24 protein-coding genes are annotated in these 24,769 nt (G+C 72.7%); 6 read left to right on the forward strand and 18 right to left on the reverse strand.

Going from position 1 to position 24,769, the window contains the following annotated elements:
* The first annotated feature begins 204 nt into the window (after positions 1 to 204).
* Positions 205 to 1,224 carry a M4 family metallopeptidase gene (locus MCM47_RS04045; protein WP_238741038.1) on the forward strand — a complete coding sequence of 340 codons (1,020 nt, stop codon included), beginning with the start codon at positions 205 to 207 and terminating at the stop codon, positions 1,222 to 1,224.
* 92 nt (positions 1,225 to 1,316) lie between these two features.
* Positions 1,317 to 1,583, forward strand: coding sequence for a protealysin inhibitor emfourin (locus MCM47_RS04050; RefSeq protein WP_238741040.1), 267 nt, complete (start codon positions 1,317 to 1,319; stop codon positions 1,581 to 1,583).
* Positions 1,584 to 1,679: 96 nt separating this feature from the next.
* Here the strand turns inward: MCM47_RS04050 and era are convergent, their stop codons facing one another.
* From era to hrcA, 15 genes are all read right to left on the reverse strand, one after another.
* Positions 1,680 to 2,609: a GTPase Era gene (gene era / locus MCM47_RS04055; protein WP_238741042.1), complete on the reverse strand. Its 930-nt coding sequence runs from the start codon at positions 2,607 to 2,609 to the stop codon at positions 1,680 to 1,682.
* Positions 2,610 to 2,659: 50 nt separating this feature from the next.
* A complete protein-coding gene (locus MCM47_RS04060; protein WP_238741044.1) occupies positions 2,660 to 2,839 on the reverse strand; it encodes a hypothetical protein in 180 nt (59 codons plus the stop codon).
* A gap of 103 nt (positions 2,840 to 2,942) precedes the next feature.
* The gene (locus MCM47_RS04065) at positions 2,943 to 3,308 is read right to left on the reverse strand and encodes a cytidine deaminase (protein ID WP_238741046.1); all 366 of its coding nucleotides are present in this window, start codon (positions 3,306 to 3,308) and stop codon (positions 2,943 to 2,945) included.
* Positions 3,309 to 3,397: 89 nt separating this feature from the next.
* Positions 3,398 to 3,937, reverse strand: a complete 540-nt coding sequence (locus MCM47_RS04070; RefSeq protein ID WP_238741048.1) for a DUF4383 domain-containing protein — start codon at positions 3,935 to 3,937, stop codon at positions 3,398 to 3,400.
* A gap of 77 nt (positions 3,938 to 4,014) precedes the next feature.
* Positions 4,015 to 4,251: a hypothetical protein gene (locus MCM47_RS04075; protein WP_238741050.1), complete on the reverse strand. Its 237-nt coding sequence runs from the start codon at positions 4,249 to 4,251 to the stop codon at positions 4,015 to 4,017.
* 32 nt (positions 4,252 to 4,283) lie between these two features.
* The gene (locus MCM47_RS04080; RefSeq protein ID WP_238741052.1) at positions 4,284 to 5,612 is read right to left on the reverse strand and encodes a hemolysin family protein; all 1,329 of its coding nucleotides are present in this window, start codon (positions 5,610 to 5,612) and stop codon (positions 4,284 to 4,286) included.
* Between the two features lie 19 nt (positions 5,613 to 5,631).
* Positions 5,632 to 6,126, reverse strand: a complete 495-nt coding sequence (gene ybeY, locus MCM47_RS04085; RefSeq protein WP_238741059.1) for an rRNA maturation RNase YbeY — start codon at positions 6,124 to 6,126, stop codon at positions 5,632 to 5,634.
* A gap of 14 nt (positions 6,127 to 6,140) precedes the next feature.
* Positions 6,141 to 7,178 (reverse strand): PhoH family protein, encoded by a 1,038-nt coding sequence (locus MCM47_RS04090; RefSeq protein WP_238741514.1) that lies wholly within the window; start codon positions 7,176 to 7,178, stop codon positions 6,141 to 6,143.
* Positions 7,179 to 7,527: 349 nt separating this feature from the next.
* Complete coding sequence (locus tag MCM47_RS04095; RefSeq protein WP_238741061.1) at positions 7,528 to 8,451, reverse strand: ribonuclease Z; 924 nt, start codon at positions 8,449 to 8,451, stop codon at positions 7,528 to 7,530.
* A gap of 2 nt (positions 8,452 to 8,453) precedes the next feature.
* Positions 8,454 to 8,807: an HIT domain-containing protein gene (locus MCM47_RS04100; RefSeq protein WP_238741070.1), complete on the reverse strand. Its 354-nt coding sequence runs from the start codon at positions 8,805 to 8,807 to the stop codon at positions 8,454 to 8,456.
* 52 nt (positions 8,808 to 8,859) lie between these two features.
* Positions 8,860 to 9,591: an RDD family protein gene (locus MCM47_RS43150; protein WP_308222278.1), complete on the reverse strand. Its 732-nt coding sequence runs from the start codon at positions 9,589 to 9,591 to the stop codon at positions 8,860 to 8,862.
* A gap of 97 nt (positions 9,592 to 9,688) precedes the next feature.
* Entirely contained in the window at positions 9,689 to 12,922 is a 3,234-nt protein-coding gene (locus tag MCM47_RS04115; RefSeq protein WP_238741072.1) for a S41 family peptidase, read from the reverse strand.
* A 148-nt stretch (positions 12,923 to 13,070) separates the two neighbouring features.
* Positions 13,071 to 13,820, reverse strand: a complete 750-nt coding sequence (locus MCM47_RS04120) for a 16S rRNA (uracil(1498)-N(3))-methyltransferase (protein WP_238741074.1) — start codon at positions 13,818 to 13,820, stop codon at positions 13,071 to 13,073.
* A 150-nt stretch (positions 13,821 to 13,970) separates the two neighbouring features.
* Positions 13,971 to 15,113, reverse strand: a complete 1,143-nt coding sequence (dnaJ, locus tag MCM47_RS04125; RefSeq protein ID WP_238741076.1) for a molecular chaperone DnaJ — start codon at positions 15,111 to 15,113, stop codon at positions 13,971 to 13,973.
* A gap of 76 nt (positions 15,114 to 15,189) precedes the next feature.
* Positions 15,190 to 16,224 carry a heat-inducible transcriptional repressor HrcA gene (hrcA, locus tag MCM47_RS04130; protein WP_238741078.1) on the reverse strand — a complete coding sequence of 345 codons (1,035 nt, stop codon included), beginning with the start codon at positions 16,222 to 16,224 and terminating at the stop codon, positions 15,190 to 15,192.
* Positions 16,225 to 16,497: 273 nt separating this feature from the next.
* On the opposite strand from hrcA, the gene htpX reads away from it, so the two are divergent.
* From htpX to MCM47_RS04145, 3 genes are read left to right on the forward strand one after another with little or no spacing between them, the layout of a single operon-like run.
* Positions 16,498 to 17,415: a zinc metalloprotease HtpX gene (gene htpX, locus MCM47_RS04135; protein ID WP_238741080.1), complete on the forward strand. Its 918-nt coding sequence runs from the start codon at positions 16,498 to 16,500 to the stop codon at positions 17,413 to 17,415.
* 25 nt (positions 17,416 to 17,440) lie between these two features.
* Complete coding sequence (locus tag MCM47_RS04140; protein ID WP_238741087.1) at positions 17,441 to 18,025, forward strand: hypothetical protein; 585 nt, start codon at positions 17,441 to 17,443, stop codon at positions 18,023 to 18,025.
* 44 nt (positions 18,026 to 18,069) lie between these two features.
* Positions 18,070 to 18,891, forward strand: a complete 822-nt coding sequence (locus tag MCM47_RS04145; RefSeq protein ID WP_238741089.1) for a DUF3097 domain-containing protein — start codon at positions 18,070 to 18,072, stop codon at positions 18,889 to 18,891.
* 6 nt (positions 18,892 to 18,897) lie between these two features.
* On the opposite strand, the gene MCM47_RS04150 is transcribed toward MCM47_RS04145, so the two are convergent.
* From MCM47_RS04150 to MCM47_RS04160, 3 genes are read right to left on the reverse strand one after another with little or no spacing between them, the layout of a single operon-like run.
* Positions 18,898 to 19,455 (reverse strand): Uma2 family endonuclease, encoded by a 558-nt coding sequence (locus MCM47_RS04150; protein WP_238741091.1) that lies wholly within the window; start codon positions 19,453 to 19,455, stop codon positions 18,898 to 18,900.
* Between the two features lie 40 nt (positions 19,456 to 19,495).
* The gene (gene hemW / locus MCM47_RS04155; RefSeq protein ID WP_238741093.1) at positions 19,496 to 20,725 is read right to left on the reverse strand and encodes a radical SAM family heme chaperone HemW; all 1,230 of its coding nucleotides are present in this window, start codon (positions 20,723 to 20,725) and stop codon (positions 19,496 to 19,498) included.
* Between the two features lie 58 nt (positions 20,726 to 20,783).
* Complete coding sequence (locus tag MCM47_RS04160) at positions 20,784 to 22,706, reverse strand: long-chain fatty acid--CoA ligase (RefSeq protein WP_238741096.1); 1,923 nt, start codon at positions 22,704 to 22,706, stop codon at positions 20,784 to 20,786.
* Positions 22,707 to 23,032: 326 nt separating this feature from the next.
* On the opposite strand from MCM47_RS04160, the gene MCM47_RS04165 reads away from it, so the two are divergent.
* On the forward strand, positions 23,033 to 24,766 hold the full coding sequence (locus MCM47_RS04165) for an ABC transporter ATP-binding protein (protein WP_238741097.1): 1,734 nt from the start codon (positions 23,033 to 23,035) through the stop codon (positions 24,764 to 24,766).
* Positions 24,767 to 24,769: the final 3 nt, after the last annotated feature.

A 24,769-nucleotide genomic window follows, 5' to 3' on the forward strand; every position in this document is an offset into this window, starting at 1 on the left:
CGGCGAGGGAGCCGGCCCTTGGTGGACTACAGGCCCTCGACGCGGCAGCTAAGAAGAAGCAGCCAGTTGCGCATGATGTGCTCCAGCGTAACCGAGCGGAGCGCGCCCCCGAAGCGAGCCGGGCGGACATTCCACTCCTTGAGACGGCGCGCGATTTCGTCCGCGCCGGTGACAACACGTCACGCTTGCCTCACTCTTGGCCACATGACCGCTGAACCGGCGCTCTGCGCGATCGTTCCGCCGTACGTCCTGGACCGCCTCGCCGAGGACGGTCACGAGCCCGCCGCCCGCTCCCTCGCCCTCGACGCCGTGCACCGCACGGCCCGCCTCACCGCCGCCCCGCCCCGGCCCGGCTCCGAACGGCTCGACCGGGTGATCGGCGACGCGGAACACACCGAGCAACTGCCCGGGCGCACCGTCCGCCGGGAGGGCCAGGGCCCCGTCGACGACCAGTCGGTCGACCACGCCTACGACGGCCTCGGCGCGACCTACGCACTCTTCGCCGACGTCTACGGACGCCGCTCGATCGACGGCGAGGGCCTGCGGCTGGACGCCACCGTGCACTACGGGGTGCACTACGACAACGCCTTCTGGGACGGCCGGCAGATGGTCTTCGGGGACGGCGACGGCGAGGTGTTCGGCGACTTCACCGCCTGCCTCGACGTGATCGGCCACGAACTCACCCACGGTGTCACCCAGTTCACCGCCGGCCTGGAGTACCGCGGCCAGCCCGGTGCGCTCAACGAGTCCGTCTCCGACGTGTTCGGCTCCCTGGTCAAGCAGTACGCGCTGGGCCAGGACGCCGCCGACGCGGACTGGCTGATCGGCGCCGGTCTGCTCGCCCCGGGCGTGCAGGGCGTCGCGCTGCGCTCGATGAGAGCCCCCGGCACCGCGTACGACGACCCCCGGCTCGGCAAGGACCCGCAGCCGGCCCACCTGCGCGACTACGTCCGCACCGCCCGGGACAACGGCGGCGTGCACATCAACTCCGGCATCCCCAACCACGCGTTCTACCTGCTCGCCACCGCGCTCGGCGGGCCGGCGTGGGAGCGGGCGGGGCGGATCTGGTACGACGCGCTGACCGGTCGGCGGCTGCCCTCCGACGCCGGGTTCACCGCCTTCGCCCGGGCCACCGTCGCGGCCGCCAGGGCCCGCTACCCCGAACCCTCGGTGGCCGACACGGTGACGGCGGCCTGGGCGCAGGTCGGCGTCAGCGCCGGCTGATCCCCGGACCGCCGGCCGGGCGGCGGATCCCGCAAGGTCAAGGTCCGGGAAAACCCCGGCAAACACCATCCCTGCGCATCACCATGGACACCATGCGTATCCAGGTGACCCGGACCGGTGGCCTAGCGGGCCAGGTCCGCCGTGCGGAACTCGACACCACCGAGCGGATCGACGCCCCGCACGTGCACGCGCTCGCCCGCGAGGCCGTCGCGGGCGGGCTGCGGGCGCCCTCGTACGGGGTGCCGGACGGCTTCCACTACGAGATCACCGTCGACGGCCGGACGGTCCACTGCGCCGACCCCAAGCTGACCGAGTCGCAGCGCGAGCTGGTCTCGCTGGTGCTGCGCGAGGGCGCCTAGCACCGGTCGCCCGACGCGGAACAGCGGCCCGTCCGGAGGTCTCCGGGCGGGCCGCCGTCGCGGCTCCGGGCCGGGAGCCGAGCGTGCGACCTGGGGTCAGAAACCGAGCTTGCGCAGCTGCTTGGGGTCCCGCTGCCAGTCCTTGGCCACCTTGACGTGCAGGTCCAGGTAGACCGGCGTGCCGAGCAGCGCCTCGATGTGCTTGCGGGCGGTGGTGCCGACGTGCTTGAGCCGCGAGCCCTTGGCGCCGATCACGATCGCCTTCTGGCTCTGGCGCTCGATGTAGACGTTGGCGTGGATGTCCAGCAGCGGACGGTCCGCCGGGCGGCCCTCGCGCGGGAGCATCTCCTCGACCACGACCGCCAGCGAGTGCGGCAGTTCGTCCCGGACGCCCTCGAGCGCCGCCTCGCGGATCAGCTCGGCGACCATGATCTGCTCCGGCTCGTCGGTGAGGTCGCCGTCCGGGTAGAGCGGCATGCCCTCGGGGAGCAGCTTGGTGATCAGCTCGCCGACCAGGTCGACCTGCTTGTCGCCGAGGGCCGAGACCGGGATGATCTCCGCCCATTCGATGCCCAGCTCGGCGCCGAGCTGCTGGACCGCGATCAGCTGCTCGGCGAGCCGCTTGGAGTCGACCAGGTCGGTCTTGGTGACGATGGCCACCTTGGGGGTCTTCTTGATCTCGGCGAGCTCCTTGGCGATGAACTTGTCGCCGGGGCCGAGCTTCTGGTCGGCGGGCAGGCAGAAGCCGATCACGTCGACCTCGGCCCAGGTGGTGCGGACCAGGTCGTTGAGGCGCTCGCCGAGCAGGGTGCGCGGCTTGTGCAGGCCGGGGGTGTCGACCAGGACGAGCTGGGCGTCCGGGCGGTGCACGATGCCGCGGACGGTGTGCCGGGTGGTCTGCGGGCGGTCGGAGGTGATCGCGACCTTCGTCCCCACCAGGGCGTTGGTCAGGGTCGACTTGCCCGCATTGGGACGGCCGACGAAGCACGCGAAGCCGGAGCGGTACGAGGAGGAAGGGGCATTCATGGGCTCCATTCTCCCTGATCACCCGAGCCGGGACGGACGCACCGCCACGGTCAGCCCTTCTTGCCGCCGCCCAGCGAGGAGATCCCCATGATCAGCACCATCAGCAGGAAGGCCACCGAGCCCCAGAGCCAGAACGGCGAACCGGTCTCCTGCCACTTGCCCATGCCCATCACGCCCAGCAGCAGCCCCGCGAAGAACGCGTACGGCCCCATCTCCCCCAGCCCTCTCACCGCGCCAACTTCCGGTGAGATTATCGGCTGAACGAAGTCGGCCCTACAGCGCGGGCCGGGCGCCCCGGGTCGCGGCCCCGGGCGCCCGGAGGTGCGTCGTCGGTCAGCGGGCCCCGACCGAGAGCCGCAGCGCGCCGTCCGGACCGGCCAGCAGCACCGGCGTCCCGGCCCCGCCGAGGTCCCGCACGGCGGCCAGGTCGGCCTCGGCGGGCTCCCCCGCCTCGGTCACCACGGCCGCCGCCTCCAGCGACTTCGCACCGCTGGCCACCGCCATCGCGACCGCCGTCTGCAGCGCGCTCAGCCGCAGCGACTCCAGCGCGACCGTCCCGGCCACGTAGGTGCGCCCGGTCTCGTCGCGCACCGCGGCCCCCTCCGCGACGCCGTTGCGGGCGCGGGCGGAGCGGGCCAGGGTGATGATCTTCTTGTCTTCGGGGTCGATCTCGACGATGTCACTCATGCCGCCGAGCATAGGACGCCGCTCCGGTCGGCCGTCCAGACGTTCCACCGCGGCCGCCGGCCGGCACCGGCCTCGGCCTCCGCGGCCGGCGGGTTCGAGCCTCAGTGGCCGATCGGGTTCGGCGGTCCGGGCCGCATCACCTTGACGAAGGTCTTGGGGCCGGACGGCAGCGGCTCCTCGTTGTCGGCGCGCCGCTTCCAGTACGGGTTGTCGTGCGGAAGGTGGCTGCTGACCCGCCCGTACATCCCGAAGGTGGTCAGCACCAGCCCGAAGATGAATGCGAACAGCACGTTGGCCATCCGGAAGTTCAGGATGTTGGCGTCCGGCCGGCCGAGCACCGTCAGGCCGTAGAAGCCGGAGAGCACGAACAGCACCCCGGCCGCCATGTTCAGGTTGGCGGCGACGTTGCCGCCGATGAAGGCGCCGATCACGAGGATGCCGCCCACCACGACGGAGAGGATGCTCAGCGCCCCGTTGGTGGACATCCCGGCGACGTCGTTGCCCTCCGTGGACAGGAAGCCCGGATGGTCCGCCAGCCCGAGGCAGCCGAACACGATCAGGAAGACTCCTCCGAGCCCCGCACCGATCCGCCACACCGTGGCGAGCTTGCGGTCGACGGGCAGTTCGTCCTTCAGCTTCATGGTGACCTCCGCTGGAGACGTCGGACGGCCTTGTCCACGCTACTCCGGTCTCCCGGAAGCGCTCGGCCGCCGGACGGCTAGCTGTAGGGATGGCTCCCCTGCATGTGCGGCACCTCGTGCATGTAGAGGGAGCCGCACTGCTGGCAGCAGCGCAGACCGGTGCCCCACTCCTCCTCCGCCCGGGTCTCGGCGTCGGTGTCCATCGTGCGGCCGCAGAGGGCCGTCGCGGGATCGGCGGCCCGGACGACGTGCCAGGTGCTCGCCCCGGCCGACCGACCCCGCGGACCGTACTCCGCACGCAGTAGATGACTCATGACGCCATCGTCGCCCCACCGCCGCCGGGGCGCTACTCGCCGACCTCCTCGACGGAGCGGTCGGCGGACCGGCGGACCGGGAGGGCGACCATCGAGCCGATGCGGTTCCTCCGGCCGGCCGAGCTCTCGGCGGTGAGCCGGATCCCGGACAGCGTGGAGGTGCTGTCCTCCGGGAGCGGGATCTCGCAGGACGAGCCCGGGATCGGCACCCGGCCGAGGTGCTTGGCGAGCAGGCCGCCGACGGTCTCGACGTCCTCGTCCTCCAGCTCGATGCCGAACAGCTCGCCCAGGTCCTCCACCAGCAGCCGCGCGGTGATCCGGTAGGAGCCGTCGCCGAGGTCCTCCACCGGCGCGATCTCCCGGTCGTACTCGTCGGTGATCTCGCCGACGATCTCCTCCAGGATGTCCTCGATGGTGACCAGCCCGGCCGTGCCGCCGTACTCGTCGATCACGATCGCCACGTGCGAGCGGATCTGCTGCATCTCGCGCAGCAGGTCGGCGGCCGGCTTGGAGTCCGGGACGAACACGGCCGGCCGCATCACGCTGCCCACCTCGTCCGACTCGGACTCCCGGTTGATGTGGGTGCGGCGGACGAGGTCCTTGAGGTAGACGATGCCGACCACGTCGTCCTCGTTGTCGCCGACCACCGGGATCCGCGAGAAGCCCGAGCGCAGCGCCAGGGTGAGCGCCTGCCGGACGGTCTTGTGCCGCTCGATCATCACCAGGTCGGTGCGCGGCACCATCACCTCGCGGACGATGGTGTCGCCCAGCTCGAAGACGGAGTGCACCATCCGGCGCTCCTCGTCCTCGATCACGTCGTTCTTCTCGGCGAGGTCGACCAGGGCCCGCAGCTCCGCCTCCGAGGCGAACGGACCCTCCTTGTAGCCCTTGCCCGGGGTCAGCGCGTTGCCGAGCAGGATCAGCAGCTTCGGGATCGGGCCGAGCACGGCGGCCAGCGGAAGCAGCACGAAGGAGGCCGCCGTCGCCGTGGTCAGCGGGTGCTGGCGGCCGATCGTGCGCGGCGAGACGCCGACCGCCACGAACGACACCAGCACCATCACGCCGAACGCCAGCAGCACGGCCTGCCAGGTCTCGTCGAGGTTGCGCACGCAGACCACGGTGACCAGCACCGCGGCCGCCATCTCGCTGGCCACCCGGATCAGGGTGGCCAGATTGAGGTAGCGGATCGGATCGGAGGCCACCGTCAGCAGCCTGGCCGACCCGCGCCGCCCCGCCCGGACGGCCTCCTCCGCACGGAACTTCGAGACGCGGGAGATGCCCGCCTCGGCGCACGCGGCCAGCCAGCCGAGCACGACGAGCAGCACGGCACCGAGGATGAAGCTCGTACTCTCACCACTCACAGGGGTTCGGGCTCCGCGCTCAGTGGGTGGTGGGGGCCGGGGAGATGCCGCCGAGGCCGCGGCCGGCCCGCCAGCCGTCCAGGATGGCCTTCTGGAGGCCGAACATCTCCTCCTCCTCGTCCGGCTCCTCGTGGTCGTAGCCGAGCACGTGCAGCACGCCGTGGACGGTCAGCAGCTGCAGCTCCTCGTCCATCGAGTGCTTGGACGGCGCCGCCTTGCCCTGCTGCTCGGCCACCTCGGGGCAGAGCACGATGTCACCGAGCAGACCCTGCGGCAGCTCCTCGCCCTCCTTGCCGGGGCGCAGCTCGTCCATCGGGAAGGACATCACGTCCGTCGGGCCCGGGAGGTCCATCCACTGGATGTGCAGCTCCTCCATCGCCGCACCGTCCACCAGGATCACGGACAGTTCGGACTGCGGGTGGATCCGCATCTTGTCCAGTGCGTAGCGGGCGACGTCGAGGATGGCTTCCTCGTCGGCGTCCCAACCGGACTCGTTGGCGATGTCGATCGACATGACGGGCTGGTTACTCAGCTTTCGGTGCGATGGGACTGTCGGGGTGCGCGGGGCGCGGTCGCCTTGCCGGTACGCCGCTGGGCGGGCTTGCGGGCGGCGGCCGGCGGAGCGGTGTCCTCGGCCTCCTGGCGGGCGTCCCAGCGCTCGTAGGCGTCCACGATCCGGCCGACCAGCTTGTGGCGGACCACGTCGGTGCTGGTGAGGACGGAGAAGTGGATGTCGGGCACGTCGGCCAGGATCTCCTGGACGACCTTGAGGCCGCTGCGGGTGCCGCCCGGGAGGTCGATCTGGCTGGTGTCGCCGGTGACGACCACCCGGGAGTTGAACCCGAGGCGGGTGAGGAACATCTTCATCTGCTCGGGCGAGGTGTTCTGGGCCTCGTCCAGGATGATGAAGGCGTCGTTGAGGGTGCGGCCGCGCATGTAGGCGAGCGGGGCGACCTCGATGGTGCCGGCCGCCATCAGCCGCGGGATGGAGTCCGGGTCCATCATGTCGTGCAGCGCGTCGTAGAGCGGGCGCAGGTACGGGTCGATCTTCTCGTAGAGGGTGCCGGGCAGGAAGCCCAGCCGCTCCCCCGCCTCGACGGCCGGACGGGTCAGGATGATCCGGTTGACCTCCTTGGCCTGGAGGGCCTGGACGGCCTTGGCCATCGCGAGGTAGGTCTTGCCGGTACCGGCCGGGCCGAGGCCGAAGACGATCGTGTGCTTGTCGATCGCGTCGACGTAGCGCTGCTGGTTGAGGGTCTTGGGGCGGATGGTGCGGCCCCGGTTGGACAGGATGTTCGCGGTGAACACCTGCGACGGCGCCGGGCTGTCCGGGTCGTCGACGGCGCTCCGGAGCATGGCGATGGAGCGCTCCACGGAGTCCTCCGTCAGGGGTTGGCCGGTGCGCAGCACCAGCATCATCTCGTTGAAGAGCTGCTGGACGAGGGCCACCTCGGCGCGCTCTCCGGTGGCGGTCACCTCGTTGCCGCGGACGTGGATGTCGGCGGCGGGGAAGCCCCGTTCGATCACCCGCAGCAGCGAGTCGGCGGTGCCGAGCAGGGTGACCATCGGGTGCTTCTCGGGGACGACGATCCGGGTGCTGACGCGGCCGTCGTCGGCCGTCTCGGGGCGCGACTGTCCGTCGGTACGGGTCTGCGATGTGTCACTCATAGGTCGGCGCTGGGGCCTGCCTCATCCCATCCGTCTCTCGTGGGCCGCTCGGTTCTCTCCGGGGCACCAGGGTACGCCGCGCACGTGATCGCTGCGGCGGGCGGCGGGGCCGCACCCGACGATGCTGCGGCAGATCGCGGGGCGGCGCGAGCGGTTTTCCACGCCGGTCGGGGCCGCTCCGCCGGTCGGCCGTGCCCCGGTCGGCACCCGGTCCCCGCCCGGTCCCCGCCCGGGCCGCTGTGGACGGTCACCGGCGGCGCCGGGGCGGCACGGGCACCCGGGCGAGGTCCTCGGCGAGCACCACGGTGCCGTCGAAGTGCTTGCGGGCGTCGGCGAGGTGCTGGCCGAGGTCCGGGTAGCGCTGCGAGAAGTGGGTCAGGACGAGGGTCTGGACGCCGGCCTCGGCGGCCGCCTTGGCGGCCTGGCCGGCGGTGAGGTGGCCGTGCTCCTCGGCGAGCCGGGCGTCGGCGTCGGTGAAGGTCGCCTCGATGACCAGCAGGTCGGCCCGCTCGGCGAGCTCGTGGACGCCCTCGCAGAGCCGGGTGTCCATCACGAAGGCGAAGCTCTGGCCGGGCCGGGGCTCGCTGACCTGGTCCAGGGTGATCCGCCGGCCGTCCACCTCGATCGCCCCGAGGTGCTGCAGCCGGCCGACGTCCGGGCCGGCGATGCCGAGGGCGGCGAGCCGCTCGGGCACCAGCCGGCGGCCGTCGGGCTCGGTGAGCCGGTAGCCGAAGGACTCGACCGGGTGCGAGAGCCGGACGGCGTCCAGCGCGAAGCGGGCGCCGGGGGCCGGCAGCGGGCCGGGCTCCTCGATCGGGCGGGGGCGCAGCACGGCCGTCTCGTGGAAGGCGGTGGCGTGCCGCAGCCGTTCGAAGTAGACCTCCCCGGAGGCCGGGAAGTAGACGTCCACCGGGTGCGGCACCCGGTCCAGGTTGATCCGCTGGATCACCCCGGCGAGGCCCAGGCTGTGGTCGCCGTGGAAGTGCGTGACCGCGATCCGGGTCAGCTGGGTGGCGGAGACCCCGGCGTGCAGCATCTGCCGCTGGGTGCCCTCGCCGGGGTCGAACAGCAGGCCCTCGCCGTCCCAGCGCAGCAGGTAGCCGTTGTGGTTGCGGTGCCGGGTCGGCACCTGGCTGGCGGTGCCGAGGACGACGAGTTCGCGCTGTGACACGGTCAGACCATGCGCTCGTTCATCGGGACGCCGCCGAGCACGTGGACGTGTGCGTGGAAGATGGTCTGCCCTGCGCCGGCACCGGTGTTGAAGATCAGACGGTAGTCCTGGATGCCCTCGTCCTCGGCGACCCGGCCGGCCTCGGCGAGCAGCTCGCCGGCGATCTCCGGTTCGGCCGCGGCCAGCGCGGCGGCGTTCGGGTAGTGGACGTGCGGGATGACCAGGACGTGGGTCGGGGCCTTCGGGGCGATGTCGCGGAAGGCGACGGTGCGCTCGGTCTTGCGCCCCAGGGTGGCCGGGCCCCCGCCCGCCACGATCTTGCAGAACAGGCAGTCGGGCTGCGGCTCGCCGGCCATCGGGGTCTCCTCGCGGTGTCGCACGGTGTCGGTCGGGGCGTACGGCCGCATGCTAGCCGAGCCGCGCCCTGGCCTGCTGGTACTCGCTCAGATGCTTCCAGCGCACCACGCGGACGCCGAAGACCTCCTCGTCCTCGAAGTCCTCGGTGATCAGCGAGACCGCGATGATCACGAAGCCGATCGCCCAGCGCTTGGTGAGCCGCCAGGTGTGCGGGCGGCTGCCGTCCTTCTTGCGGATCACCCGGAGCGCCATCAGCCCCTTGCCCACGCTGAAGCCGGTGAGCCGGGCGAACAGCACCTGGTTGACGTAGGAGACGCCGAAGCCGACGGCGAGCAGGGCCATGAAGTAGGAGCCGGGGTGGTCGCTCTTCGGACCGCCGACGGCCTTGGCGGCGATGACGCCCAGGACGACGGCGAGCAGCCAGTCGAGGAGGATCGCCGGGTAGCGGCGGAAGCCGCTCGCCTCCTTCGGCCGGGGCACCCGGGCGTAGGACGGCTGCTGCGGCTCCTGCCCGTAGGGCTGCTGCGGGTGGCCGTAGGGCTGGGCCTGCGGGTACTGCTGCGGGTGCCCGTACGGCTGGGCCGGCGGCGGCACCTGCCCGTACTGCTGCGGGGGCCCGTACGGCTGGGCCTGCCCGTACGGCTGGGCCTGCCCGCCGTAGGGCTGCTGCGGGTGGGGCTGCTGCCCGCCGTACGGCTGCTGCCCGTGGGGCTGCCGGGGTGGGTACGGCTGCGGGGCGTACTGCTGCGAACCGTACGAACCCGGTGGATATCCCTGTGCCACGACCGCCCCCGTACCTACCGATGATCAAGAACAGCCCCGCATCCTACCCAGGACCGGAGCGGAAGGTCGGACCGGCCGACCCCCCGCTCCCCCGCGGCTACTGCCAGGGCATCGGCGGCGGCGTCTTGGCCGGGGTCTCGGCCAGGGCGGCCAGCGCGATCCGGACGCCCTCCGCCAGCTGCGGGTCCTCCCCCGCGGCCCAGTGGTGCGGCGCGAACGGCACCTCGACGTCCGGGTCGACGCCGTGGTTCTCCACGCCCCAGCCGTAGCCCTCCAGCCAGAAGGCGTACTTGGGCTGGGTCACCAGCGTGCCGTCGACCAGGCTGTAGCGGCTGTCGATGCCGATCACCCCGCCCCACGTTCGGGTGCCGACCACCGGGCCGAGCTTCAGCGCCTGGATGGCGGCGTTGACGATGTCGCCGTCCGAGCCGGAGTACTCGTCGGCGAGCGCCACCACCGGCCCGCGCGGGGCGTCGCCGGGATAGGGCACCGGGCTGGTGATGTCCCGGGCGACGTCCCAGCCGACGATCCGGCGGGCCAGCTTCTCGATCACCAGCTGGGAGGTGTGGCCGCCCCGGTTCTCCCGGATGTCGACGATCACGCCCTCCTTGGCCATCTCCGAGCGCAGGTCCCGGTGGATCTGCGCCCAGCCGGTGGTCTGCATGTCGGGGATGTGCAGGTAACCGAGCCGGCCGCCGGACAGCTCGCGCACGGCCGCCCGCCGGCCGGACACCCAGTCGTGGTAGCGCAGCGGCTCCTCGTCGGCCAGCGGGACGACCACCGGGTGGCGCTGGTCGGTGCCGTCCTTGCCGGCCACGGTCAGCTCGACCGGCTGCCCGGCGGTGCCGGCCAGCAGCGGCGCCGGACCGGTGACCCGGTCCACCGGGCGGCCGTTGACGGCCAGGATCGCGTCGCCCGGCCGGATCGCGGCGCCCGGCGCGGCCAGCGGTGAGCGGGCCCGCGGGTCGGAGGACTCGCCGGGCAGGATGCGGGCGATCCGCCAGACGTCCCCGTCCCTGACGAGGTCCGCGCCGAGCAGGCCCTGCCGGCGGGCGGCCTCGGTGTGGACGCCGTGCGGCAGCACGTAGGCGTGCGAGGTGCCCAGCTCGCCGTGCACCTCCCAGAGCAGGTCCACCAGGTCGTCGTGCGAGCCGACCCGGTCCACCAGCGGCCGGTAGCGGTCCAGCACGCCGGCCCAGTCCACCCCGTCGAGGTCGGGGCGCCAGAAGTTGTCGCGCATCAGGCGGCCGTTCTCCTCGTACATCTGCCGCCACTCGGCCGCCGGGTCGACGGTCACACGCAGCCGGGCGAGGTCGACGTCGACCTCGTCGTCCTCGCCGGCCTTGTGGTCGGCCGGGACGATCCGCAGCCCGCCCTCGTCCAGTACGGCGATCCGGCTGCCGTCGCCGCTGACCGCGAACCCGTCGAGGCCGTCGACCAGCTGCTCGACCCGGCGCTTGCGCAGGTCGAACCGCTCCAGGGCCGGGCGCGGCCGCTCGTCCTCCAGCGAGGCCGCCTCGTCGCCGAGCTCACCGATCAGCGGGACCCTCGTCCAGAGCACGGCGTCCTTGGCGGCGCGCAGGGTGCCGAACCGGCCGCCCTCGACCGGGAACGGGACGATCCGGTCGGCGATGCCGTCCAGGTCGACCCGGGTGACCGGCGGCGCGTCCCCGGCGGACTCCTCGCCGTCCGCCTTCCGGCCCTTGGACTCGTCCTCGTCCCCGCCGACCGGCCGCCCGGCCCGCTGCGGCCCGAACGGGGACGGGGTGTCGGCGGCCAGCGTGACCAGGTACGGGCGGCAGCCGTTGGGGAACGACAGGTCGAAGACGTGCGAGTCGTAGACCGGGTCGAAGTTGCGCACCGAGAGGAACGCCAGGTGGCGGCCGTCGGAGGTGAACGCGGGCGAGGTGTCGACGAACCGCTGCGGGGTGACCTCGCTGACCGTGCGGGTGGCCAGGTTGGCGAGCACGATCTGGCGCAGCGAGAAGGGGCCCATGCCGGGGGCCGGGCGGGACCAGGCCAGCCAGGCCGAGTCGGGGCTGAACGCCAGGCCGCTGACCTCGCCGTCGGTGCTGCGCTCCAGCTCGTGCACGGTGCCGTCGGCGAGCACGACCAGCAGCACCCGGCCGTCGTGCGAGCCGACCGCGGCCTGCTTGCCGTCCGGCGAGACGACCAGCGAGCGGACCCGGCCGAGCCGGCCGCCGGCCAGCCGGCGGCGCTCGGCGCCGAGCACGGCGGGGGCGTACTCCAGCGCGTCGTCTCCCTCGGCGTCGGTCACCCAGAGCACGCCCTGGCCGCCGTCCTCGCCCGGCACCACCCTGGCCTGCCGGCCGCGGACGCCGGGCGTCTCGTCCAGCACCCGGGCAGGGCCCTCCCGGTGGGTCAGCCAGTGCACGGTGCCGCGCACGACGACGGCGCCGGCCCGGCCGGTGCGGTCGGGGGCGGCGGTCTCCAGCCAGTGCGCGGCGTACACCGGGCGGGGGCGGCGCCCGGCGCGCTGGCCGGCGGGCCGGATGTCCAGGCGGCGCGGCTCGGCGCCGGCCAGGTCGTCCAGCAGCCAGAGGTCGCCGGCGCTGTGCCAGACCACCCGGGTGCCGTCGGTGCTCGCGTTGCGGGCGTAGAAGCCGTCCCGCGAGGTGGTGTGACGGCGCAGGTCGGAGCCGTCGGGGAGGCTGGAGTAGAGCTCGCCGACGCCCTCGTGGTCGGCGAGGAAGGCGATCCGGTCGCCGACCCAGAGCGGCGAGGACAGCTGGCCGTCGAGGTCCTCGTGGACCCGGACGAACTCCTCCCGGCCGATCCAGAGCTTGCCGGCCCGGCCGCCCCGGTACCGCTTCCACCAGGCCGGCTCCCGGTTGTTCACAGTGGAGAGCAGCACGCGGTCGCCGTTCGGCTCGAACGCCAGCCCGCCGATCGGCCCGTACGGCAGCCGGACCGGCTCGCCGCCGTCCAGCGGCACGGCGTGCGCCCAGGTGCGGCGCAGCGTGGACTGCCCGGCGGTGGTGGTGGCGACCGGCCGGCCGTCGGCGGTCCACCCCTCCAGCCGGGTCTGGACGCTGCCCCAGTAGGTCAGCCGGCGGGACGGGCCGCCGTCCACCGGGGCGACGTGCACCTCGGGGGCGCCGTCCCGGGTGGAGGTGAAGGCGACGTCCCGGCCGTCCGGGGAGAAGCGCGGGTTGCGGACCGGGGCGTGGTCGGCGGTGAGCCGCCACGCCCGTCCGCCGTCCACCGGGGCCAGCCAGACGTCGTTCTCGGCCACGAAGGTGACCAGGTCACCGTGCAGGTGCGGGTGGCGCAGGTAGGCGCCGGCGGAGGTGCTCGGGGATTCGCTCACCCCGCCAGCCTAGGCACGTACGCGTACGACGCACCGGCTTTTCGGCAACAGCCTCCCCCAGTGGGCGACGGCGGGACCGGGAGGCGGCCGTCGCCCCGGCGCCGGCCGGCTCCACGGCCGGGTCCGGCCGTCCCCCACGGGCGCCGGGTCAGCTCCAGCGGCCGGTGCGGCCCAGCAGCAGGGCGCCGGCGGCCACCCCGGCGGTCGAGGTGCGCAGCACCGAGGCGCCGAGCCGGTAGGGCTTGGCGCCGGCCTCCGCGAAGGCGGCCAGCTCGTCCGGCGAGACCCCGCCCTCGGGGCCGACCACCAGCACGATGTCCCCCGCGGCGGGCAGGGCGGCGCCGGCCAGCGGCTCGGCACCCTCCTCGTGCAGCACCCCGGCGAACGCGGCGGCGGCCAGCACCGGGGCCAGCTGGCGGGTCGTCATCGGCTCGCGGACCTCGGGGAAGCGCAGCCGGCGGGACTGCTTGCCGGCCTCGCGCGCGGTGGACCGCCACTTGGCGAGCGCCTTGGCGCCGCGCTCGCCCCTCCACTGGGTGATGCAGCGGGAGGCGGACCACGGGATCACCGCGTCCACGCCGACCTCGGTCATAGTCTCCACGGCCAGCTCACCCCGGTCGCCCTTGGGGAGCGCCTGGACGACGACGATCCGCGGGGCCGGCTCGGGCTCCCGGCGGACGGCGGCCACCGCCACGTCGACCGCGTCCTTGCCGTGCACCGCCGCGACCGTGCCGTCCACGCCGAGGCCGAGGCCGTCCGCGAGGGTCACCGCCTCGCCCGGCTCCAGCCGCTTGACGGCCGCGGCGTGCCGCCCCTCCGGGCCGTCCAGCCGGACCACCGCGCCGGGTGCGGCGGTGGCGAGCTGGGCGGTCTCGACGACGAACACGGGCGCGGTCATGGCGGGTCCTGGAGGTCGGGCGGGCGGGGGAACGACGGCGCCCGGCGATCCTCGCGGATCACCGGGCACCGGCGGTGCGGGCGACGGCCCGGTCAGCGGCCGTCGGACGGGTCAGCGGCCGTCGGACGGAGTCAGCGGCCGTCGGACGGGTCAGCGGCCGTTGAAGGCGTCCTTCAGCCGGGAGAACAGCCCCTGCTGGCCCGGCGCGAACTGGCCGGCCGGCCGCTCCTCGCCGCGCAGCACCGCCAGGCGGCGCAGCAGCTCCTCCTGCTCGGGGTCGAGCTTGGTGGGCGTCTGCACCTCGACGTGCACTATCAGGTCGCCCCGGCCGGTGCCGCGCAGGTGGGTGATGCCGCGGCCGTGCAGCGGGATCGACTGGCCGGACTGGGTGCCGGGCCGGATGTCGACCTCCTCCAGGCCGTCCAGGGTCTGCAGCGGCACCTGGGTGCCCAGCGCGGCGGCCGTCATCGGGATGGTCACCGTGCAGTGCAGGTCGTCCCCGCGGCGCTGGAAGACGGTGTGGGTGGTCTCGGCGATCTCGACGTAGAGGTCGCCGGCGGGGCCGCCGCCGGGGCCGACCTCGCCCTCGCCGGCCAGCTGGATCCGGGTGCCGTTGTCGACACCGGCCGGGATCTTGACGGTCAGGGTGCGGCGGGCGCGGACCCGGCCGTCGCCGGCGCACTCGGGGCACGGGGTCGGCACGACGGTGCCGAAGCCCTGGCACTGCGGGCACGGCCGGGAGGTCATGACCTGGCCCAGGAAGGACCGGGTGACCTGGGAGACCTCGCCCTTGCCGCGGCACATGTCGCAGGTCTGCGCGGAGGTGCCGGGCGCGGCACCCTCACCGCTACAGGTGGTGCAGGTGACGGCGGTGTCGACCTGGAGCTCCTTGGTGGTGCCGAACGCGGCCTCCTCCAGGGTGATCTCCAGGCGGATCATGGCGTCCTGGCCGCGCCGGGTCCGCGAGCGCGGGCCGCGCTGGCCGGAGGCGGCGCCGAAGAAGGCGTCCATGATGTCGGAGAAGCCGAAGCCCGCCGCGCCGGCGCCGAAGCCGCCCGCACCCCCGCCGCCGTTCGGGGAGAGCGGGTCCCCGCCGAGGTCGTAGACCTGCCGCTTCTGCGGGTCGGAGAGCACCTCGTAGGCGGCGTTGATCTCCTTGAACCGCTCCTGCGTCTTCGGGTCCGGGTTGACGTCCGGGTGCAGTTCGCGTGCCAGGCGCCGGAACGCCTTCTTGATCTCGTCCTGCCCCGCATCCCGTCGGACGCCGAGTACCGCGTAGTAGTCCGTGGCCACCAAATGCTCCGCTTGTTCCGCCTGTAGAAGTGCCTGCGACTGGGACCACCGCCGGAATTCCCGACGGCGGCCGTTCCTACGACTCGGCCAGGATCTGGCCGACGTACCGTGCCACCGCTCGCACCGCCCCCATTGTGCCCGGATAGTCCATCCGGGTCGGACCGATCACACCCAGTTTGGCCACGCTCTCGTCGCCCGAACCGTAGCCGACCGAGACGACCGAGGTGGAATTGAGCCCTTCGTAGGCGTTCTCGCGGCCGATCCGCACCGTCATCCCGGCGTCCGCGGTCTCACCCAGGAGGCGGAGCAGGACGACCTGCTCCTCCAGCGCTTCGAGCACCGGCTGGATGGTGAGCGGGAAGTCGTGCCCGAAACGGGTCAGGTTGGCCGTGCCGGCCAGCATGATCCGCTCCTCGTTCTGCTCGGCGAGCGCCTCGAACAGCGTCGCCAGGACGGTGGTGACGGTCGGCCGGTCGGCCGCCTCGAACTGCGCCGGCACGTCCTCCAGCAGCTCCGGGACCTCCGGCAGCCGCCGGCCGACGGCCCGCGTGTTGATCTTGGCGCGCAGGTCCGCGAGGACCACCTCGCCCACGGCGCCCGGGCAGTCGACCATCCGCTGCTCGACCCGGCCGGTGTTGGTGATCAGCACCAGCATCACCTTGCCGGGGGCCAGCGACACCAGCTCGATGTGCCGCACGGTGGAACGGGACAACGAGGGGTACTGGACCACCGCGACCTGGCGGGTCAGCTGGGCGAGCAGCCGGACCGTGCGGGCGACCACGTCGTCGAGGTCGACCGCGCCGTCCAGGAAGTGCCGGATCGCCCGCCGCTCGGGCGCGCTCATCGGCTTGACCTCGGCCAGCTTGTCGACGAAGAGGCGGTACCCCTTGTCGGTGGGGATCCGCCCGGCGCTGGTGTGCGGCTGGTGGATGTAGCCCTCCTCCTCCAGCGCCGACATGTCGTTGCGGACCGTCGCCGGTGACACCCCGAGGTTGTGCCGCTCGACCAGGGCCTTGGAGCCGACCGGCTCCTCGGTGCCCACGTAGTCCTGGACGATGGCGCGAAGCACCGCGAGCTTGCGGTCGTCCAGCTGGCGGACCTCACCGGCCATGGGGCACGCACCTCCGTCTTCGCACGTTGTCCGTTGTGACATGTGTTTCCGTACCTGCAGCTTCCGGGCCGAACCGGGCGACCCCGGTCTTGGCACTCTGAACACACGAGTGCCAGAACCGTACCTGCCAGTGTAAGGCCCGGGTCCCACGGCAGGAACGGCCCGGCCGGAGTGATCCTGCCCGCAGTACGCGGCGGCGGGTCGCGCGCCGGATGATGCCCTGCGGCGGTCCGGGTGGGAGCATCGACAGCAGACGGCGAACGGAGGACAGCGATGTCGACCTCGGGCCAGCCCACCCGCTTCGCACCGGACCGCGGCCTCACCGGCCGGATGGTCGCCACGATGTTCTTCATCGGCCTGCTCTACGTCGGCTTCACCGGGCTGCTGATCGCGCTGCTGCGCGGCGCCTGGCCGCTGATCGTGCTGATCTCCGGCGGCCTGTTCGTCGCCCAGTTCTGGTTCAGCGACAAAATCACCGAGCGGGCGATGGGCGCCCACCGGGTGACCCCCGAGCAGTACCCCCAGCTGCACGGCGCCGTCGACCGGCTCTGCGCGCTCGCCGACATGCCCAAGCCCCGGGTGGCGGTCGCCGACAACGACATGCCGAACGCCTTCGCCACCGGCCGCAACCCGCAGAACGCCGTGGTGTGCGTCACCACCGGGCTGCTGCGGCGGCTGGAGCCGGAGGAGCTGGAGGGCGTCCTCGCTCACGAGCTGTCGCACGTCGCCCACCGGGACGTCGCGGTGATGACCGTCGCCGGCTTCCTGGGGGTGCTGGCCGGGGCGATGACCCGGATCGCGGTGTACGGCGGGTTCGCCGGCGGCCGCAGCAACAACGACTCCAACGCCGCGATCGTCGCACTGATCATCCCGCTGGTGTCGGTGGTCGTCTACGCAATCAGCTTCCTGCTGACCAGGCTGCTCTCCCGCTACCGGGAGCTGGCCGCCGACCGGGCCGCCGCCCAGCTCACCGGCCGGCCCAGCGCGCTCGCCTCGGCGCTGACCAAGGTGACCGGGCAGATCGCCGCGATCCCCACCAAGGACCTGCGCCAGGCGCAGCCGTACAACGCCTTCTACTTCGCCCCCGCGCTGAGCGCCCGGGAGACCGCCACCCAGCTGTTCTCCACCCACCCCTCGCTGGAGCGGCGGCTGGAGCAGCTGGCCCGGATCTCGGCCCGGCTCGGCCGCTGACCCGCCGCTCCGGAAAGGGACCGTCGTGGGAATCCTGGACGCGCTGTTCGGCCGCACCAAGCCGGTCAAGCCCGACCTCGACCAGCTGTTCGGCGTGCCGTCGGCCGCGCTGACCCTGGAGGCGGCCTCCGGCTTCCGCCCGACCGGGCTCGGCTCGGTCTGCTTCGCCTCCGTCGAGGGCGGCGCCTTCGTCGAGGTGGAGCGGCAGGTGCGGGCACTGCTGGACGCCGACACCGGGCGCGGCGGCGTCCCGGTGGAGGCCTCCACGGACGCGTACGGCTACTCCTGGCTGCTGGTGCGGCACCCGCCGGAGGAACTGCCGGAGCTGGTCACCGACCTGCACGCGGTCAACAGCGAGCTGGAGGGGAACGGTTTCGGCCCGCAGCTGCTCTGCTCGATGGTCGGGTTCCGTGACGAGCAGGGCCGCTCGCTGGCACTGGTCTACCTCTACAAGCGCGGCACCTTCTACCCCTTCGCACCGATGCCCGGCGGCGGGGAGAAGCGCAACAGCCCGCTGGAGCTCCAGGTGAACGCCTCGCTCGGGAACGACCTGCGGCTGGAGAAGGACCTCACCCGCTGGTTCCCGGTGTGGGGCGCGCCGGGCCTCTGACGGGCCGTCGGCGCGGCGCGGCGACGCTGCCTATAGTCACCTGCATGCGAAGCCGCCAGAACGGACCCGATCTGACCCCGCCGTGGAAGACGCCGCAGCCCGCCCCCGAGGTGCCCGCCGAGCGGGACCTGGTGGTGGAGGAGGCGGTGACCGGCTTCTGCGGGGCGGTGGTGCGCTGCGAGAAGACCGCCGAGGGCTTCACCGTCACCCTGGAGGACCGCTTCGGCAAGCACCGGGTCTTCCCGCTGGTGCCGCGCGGCTTCCTGCTGGAGGGCCGCACCGTCACGCTGGTGCGCCCCGCCGGGCCGGCCCCGGTCCGGACGCCCGGGCGGACGGCCTCCGGGTCGGTGGCCGTGCCCGGGGCCCGCGCCCGGGTGGCCCGCGAGTCCCGGATCTACGTCGAGGGCCGCCACGACGCCGAGCTGGTCGAGCGGGTCTGGGGCGACGACCTGCGGATCGAGGGCGTGGTGGTCGAGTACCTGGAGGGTGTGGACGACCTGCCGGCGATCGTCGCCGAGTTCGCCCCCGGCCCGGGCAGGCGCCTCGGCGTCCTGGTCGACCACCTGCTCCCCGGCACCAAGGAGCACCGGATCGCGGCCCGGGTCACCGGCGAGGCCGTCCTGGTGGTCGGCCACCCCTACGTCGACATCTGGCAGGCGGTGAAGCCGGCCAGCGTCGGGATCCCGGCCTGGCCCGCCGTCCCGCGCGGGGAGGACTGGAAGGAGGGCACCTGCCGCCGCCTCGGCTGGCCGGTCGACACCCCCGCCGCGTGGAAGCGGATCCTCGCGAAGGTCGACTCCTACAAGGACCTGGAGCCGGAGCTGCTGGGCCGGGTCGAGGAGCTGATCGACTTCGTGACGGAGTAGCCCCGGTCAGCCGTAGGTCCGGAACTCGGTGGTGTCCAGCGTGACGCCGAGCAGGTCGACGGGGACCGGCTCGCCGAACTTGCTGGTCCGTTCGGACAGGTAGTCCGGCAGCCCGGAGGCGGTCGTCCGGCTCGGCTCGGTGAGCAGCACGCAGACCCCCTTGATCGGGTCGACGATCAGGTAGGCCGGGATCGCTCCGCCCGCGTACATCTCCCGCTTGACGTGGTAGTCCCGGTGGACGCTGGTCTTCGACACGACCTCCACGGCCAGGGTCACCGCCGGCGCCGGGAGCAGCTGCGCGGGAGCTTCGACCGAACCCCGCTCGATCACCACCAGGTCCGGCTGGGGTTCACTGGCCTCGTGGGTGAACCCCAGGTCCTGGGTCTGGAGCCGGTTCCAGCGGGCGCGGGGAATCTGATCGACGATCGACTCGACGATGAGGTTGTGGGCCAGATCAGGCCCGGCCATCATCACGATTTCCCCCCGGATGAGCTCGGCCTTGACGCCTTCCGGCACCTCCAGGTTCTCGAAGATCCCGGTCATCCGATCATCGATGGCGGTCATCGCGCGCTCCCTCCGACGGCTGACACCACGCTAACGAATGTCAGTCGACCAGGTCACGTACGACGGCGTCGGCCAGGAGGCGGCCCTGGAGGGTCAGGGCGGCGCGGCCGGCGGCGTAGGGGCCGGCGGCGAGCAGACCGTCGGCGAGGGCCCGGTCGGCGGCCTCCCGGCCGGTGGCGGTGAGCAGGTCGAGCGGGACGCCCTCGGCGAGGCGCAGTTCGAGCAGGATGCGCTCGACGCGGCGGTCCTCGGCGGAGAGGAGCTCGCGCCCCTGCGCGGGCGTGCGGCCCTCGGCGAGCGCCTGCGCGTACGCGGCGGGGTGCTTGGCGTTCCACCAGCGGACGCCGCCGACGTGGCTGTGCGCGCCGGGACCGGCGCCCCACCAGTCGGCCCCGGTCCAGTAGAGCTCGTTGTGGCGGCAGCGGCCCTCGGGAGCGGTGGCCCAGTTGGAGACCTCGTACCAGGAGTAGCCGGCGGCGGCGAGCGCCTCCTCGGCGATCAGGTAGCGGTCGGCGTGCACGTCGTCGTCGATCATCGGCAGTTCGCCGCGCTTGACCCGGGCGGCGAGCCGGGTGCCGTCCTCGACGATCAGCGAGTAGGCCGAGACGTGGTCCGGTCCGGCGCCGATCGCGGCGTCCAGGGAGGCCCGCCAGTCGTCGTCGGACTCGCCGGGGGTGCCGTAGATCAGGTCGAGGTTGACGTGCTCGAAGCCGGCCGCGCGGGCCTCGGCGACGCAGGCCTCGGGACGGCCGGGGGTGTGGTGGCGGTCCAGCAGCTGGAGCACGTGCGGGCGGGCCGACTGCATGCCGAAGGAGATCCGGTTGTAGCCGCCCTCCCGCAGCTCGGCCAGGTAGGCCGGGTCGACGGACTCGGGGTTGGCCTCGGTGGTCACCTCGGCGTCCTCGGCGAGCCCGAACTCCTCCCGGATCGCGGCCAGCATCCGCACCAGGTCGCGGGCGGGAAGCAGGGTCGGCGTGCCGCCGCCGAGGAAGACGGTCCGCACCGGCAGCTCGGCGGAGCCCAGCACCTTCCGCGCCAGCCTGACCTCGGCGACCACGTTGTCCGCGTAGGTCTCCTGCGAGGCGACCGCGCCCGAGGAGCGCAGTTCGGTGGCGGTGTAGGTGTTGAAGTCGCAGTAGCCGCAGCGGCTCGCGCAGTACGGCACGTGCAGGTAGAAGCCGAACGGCCGCGACCCGAGCCCGGTGAGGGCGTGCGCGGGCAGGGAACCGTCGGACGGCACGGGTTCGCCGTCGGGAAGTGCGGAGGGCATGCCCCCATTGTCCCGTACGGCCCGCGGAAGCCCGCGGGCCGTACCGGAGCAGGGCGGATCAGGCCTCGTTGGCCCCCGCGTACATGGCGGTGACGGCGTCGGCGTAGGTCTTCTCGACCACCGGGCGCTTGATCTTCAGGCTCGGCGTGAGCTCGCCGTGCTCGACGTCGAGGTCGCGCGGCAGCAGGTGGAACTTCTTGATCGTCTGCCAGCGCTGCAGGTCGCCGTTGAGCCGCTTGACGAAGCCCTCGATCAGCTGCTGCACCTGGGGCTCGACGGCCAGCTCGGCGTAGGACTTGCCGGCCAGGCCGTGCTCGGCGGCCCACGGCATGATGACCGCCTCGTCCAGGCCGATCAGTGCGGTGCAGTAGTTGCGGCCGTTGCCGATCACCAGGACGTTGCTGACGAACGGGCAGACCGCCTTGAACTTGCCCTCGACCTCGCTCGGCGCGACGTACTTGCCGCCGGAGGTCTTGAACAGGTCCTTCTTGCGGTCGGTGATCCGCAGGAAGCCGTCCGGGCTGAGCTCGCCGATGTCCTCGGTGTGGAACCAGCCGTCCGACTCCAGCACCTCGGCGGTCTTCTCCGGCAGGTCGTGGTAGCCGCGCATGATGCCGGGGCCGCGCAGCAGGATCTCGCCGTCCTCGGCGATCCGCACCTCGGTGCCCGGCAGCGGCCGGCCGACGGTGCCGATCCGGATGTCCTCCGCCCGGTTGACGGTCGAGCCGGCGCTGGTCTCGCTCAGGCCGTAGCCCTCCAGGATCGGCACCCCGGCGCCGAGGAAGAAGTAGCCGATCTCGGGGGCGAGCGCCGCACTGCCGGAGACCGCGCCGCGCAGACGCCCGCCGAACGCGGCCCGGATCTTCGCGTACACCAGCTTGTCGGCGAGCGCGTGCTGCAGCCGCAGCGCGGCCGGGACGCCGTCGCGGCCGGTGGCGATCCGGTTGGCCTGGGTGGTCCGGGCGTAGTCGCGGGCGACCTTGGCGGCCCAGAGGAAGATCTTGTACTTGGCCCCGCCCTCGGCCCGGGCCCGGCCGGCGATGCCGTTGTAGACCTTCTCGAAGATGCGCGGCGCCGACGCCATGATCGTCGGTCGGATCGTCGGCAGGTTGTGGATGATCCGGTCCACCCGGCCGTCCACCGCCATCACGTGGCCGGTCGAGATCTGGCCGGAGATCAGCGTCTTGCCGAACACGTGCGACAGCGGCAGCCACATGAACTGCACGTCGTCGGCGCGCAGCAGCCCGCTGGCCTCCTGCGCCCGGCCCTCGTACGCCCAGCAGTCGTGCACCAGCCGCACGCCCTTGGGCCGGCCGGTGGTGCCCGAGGTGTAGATCAGGGTGGCCAGCTGCTCCTTGTCGAGCCCGGCGACGGTCTTCTCGATCACGTCCGGGTGCTGTTCCAGGTACTCCGCGCCGCGCTGCTCCAGCTCGGCGAGGGTCAGCAGGTCGAGGCCGGCCGTCTCGGGGGCCTCCCCGGGGGCGTCGAAGAGGATCACGGTGCGCAGCTCGGGCAGCTGCTCGATCTGCTCGACGGCCTTGGCCAGCTGCGCGGCGTTCTCCGCGAACAGCGCCTTCGACCCGGAGTTGGCGAGGATGAACGCCGTCTCGTCCGCGTTGGTGCTCGGGTAGACGGTGGTGGTGGCGGCGCCCGCGCACATGTTGCCGAGGTCGGCGATGATCCACTCCACCCGGGTGGAGGAGGCCAGGGCGACCCGGTCCTCGGGCCGGATGCCGAGCGCCATCAGGCCGGCGGCCACCGCTTTCACCCGGACGGCGGTCTGCGCCCAGGTCAGCGAGCGCCACTGCTCGGCGCCCGGGGCACCGTCGGCCGCCTGCTCGTCCACCGGGGCGGGGTAGCGGTAGGCCTCGGCGCCGGGAGTGGCGGCGACCCGCTCGAGGAAGAGGTGGGCGACGGAGGCCGGACGCCCGGCGACGATGTCGGCGCTGCCGGAGCCGATCAGGGACTGCGCGGAACTCAACGAGGACCTCCGGTGGCGGGTGGCCGTCTGAGGGGTGGTCGCGGCTCCCGTGGGGGCGGTCGCCGGGCCCCGGGTTCACCGGTTCGATACCAGCGAGTAACAAGGGGGCCACCAGCAGCCTAGGGGGAAACCGGTCAATGCGTAAGGGGGCAGAGGCAGCTGGCACGCCCCCGCACCCCCGGTGCAGCCCCGTCCCGGCCCCCGCCGAAACATTCGGCAAAGGACTGGACAAACCTCCGGTCGCCGCATGCCCAATGGTCTGGAGAAGACCACCGAAGACCGAGAATTGGGGTGCGAATCCCACCGCCGACGACAAGAGTGTGCCAGTGCTGATCAGATTGCTCAGGGCGTACCTGCGCCCGTACTCCCGCCCGATCACCCTGCTGGTCCTGCTCCAGCTGGTCGCGACGCTCGCCTCGCTCTACCTGCCGACCCTCAACGCCGACATCATCGACGACGGCGTCGTCAAGGGCGACACCGGCTACATCCTGCGCGTCGGCGGCGTGATGATCGGCGTCACCGTCATCCAGGCGCTCTGCTCCATCTGCGCCGTCTACTACGGCGCCCGCACCGCGATGGCCGTCGGCCGCGACGTCCGCGCCGCCGTCTTCGACCGGGTGCAGGGCTTCTCCGCCCGCGAGGTCGGCCAGTTCGGCGCCCCCTCCCTGATCACCCGGACCACCAACGACGTCCAGCAGGTCCAGATGCTGGTCCTGATGTCCTTCACCCTGATGGTCGCCGCCCCCATCATGTGCGTCGGCGGCGTCATCATGGCGCTCAACCAGGACGTGCCGCTCTCCGCGCTCCTGCTCGCCGTCGTCCCCGTCCTCGGCGTCGTCGTCGTCCTGCTGGTCCGCGCGCTACGCCCCAAGTTCCGCGCCATGCAGGTACGGATCGACACCATGAACCGCGTGCTGCGCGAGCAGATCACCGGCATCCGGGTCATCCGCGCCTTCGTCAAGGACGACCACGAGCAGCACCGCTTCGCCGGCGCCAACCACGACCTCACCGACGTCGGCCTCCAGGTCGGCCGCCTGATGGCCCTGATGTTCCCCACCGTCATGCTGGTGGTCAACATCTCCAGCGTCGCCGTGCTCTGGTTCGGCGCCCACCGCATCGACAGCGGCGGCATGGAGATCGGCGCGCTCACCGCGTTCCTCTCCTACCTGCTGCAGATCCTCATGAGCGTCATGATGGCCACCTTCATGTTCATGATGGTGCCGCGCGCCGAGGTCTGCGCCGAACGCATCCACGAAGTCCTCGACACCCGCTCCAGCGTCGTCCCGCCCGCCGCCCCCGTCACCGAGCTGCTGCGCCGCGGCAACCTGGAACTGCGCGACGTCGAATTCCGCTACCCCGGCGCCGAGGCTCCCGTGCTGCGCGGCATCGACATCACCGCCCGCCCCGGCCAGACCACCGCCGTCATCGGCTCCACCGGCAGCGGCAAGTCCACCCTGCTCGGCCTCGTCCCCCGCCTCTTCGACGCCACCTCCGGCCGCGTCCTGCTCGACGGCGTCGACGTCCGCGAACTCGCCCCCGAGGCGATCGCCGAAACCGTCGGCCTCGTCCCGCAGAAGCCCTACCTCTTCACCGGCACCGTCGCCAGCAACCTCCGCTACGGCCGGCCCGACGCCACCGACGAGGAACTCTGGCACGCCCTGGAGGTCGCGCAGGCCAAGGAGTTCGTCGAACAGCTCGCCGAAGGACTCGACGCACCCATCGCCCAGGGCGGCGGCAACGTCTCCGGCGGCCAGCGCCAGCGCCTCGCGATCGCCCGCGCCCTGGTCCGCCGGCCCGACGTCTACCTCTTCGACGACTCCTTCTCCGCACTCGACTACGCCACCGACGCCAAGCTGCGCAAGGCCCTCGCCCGCGAGACCGCCGACGCCACCGTGCTCATCGTCGCCCAGCGCGTCTCCACCATCCGCGACGCCGACCGGATCATCGTCCTCGACGAGGGCGCCGTCGTCGGCAGCGGCACCCACCGCGAACTCATGGCCGACAACCCGACGTACCGGGAGATCGTGCTCTCCCAGCTCACCGAGCAGGAGGCGGCGTGACCA

It is taken from the genome of Kitasatospora sp. A2-31, from assembly GCF_022288725.1.
Lineage (GTDB): Bacteria > Actinomycetota > Actinomycetes > Streptomycetales > Streptomycetaceae > Kitasatospora.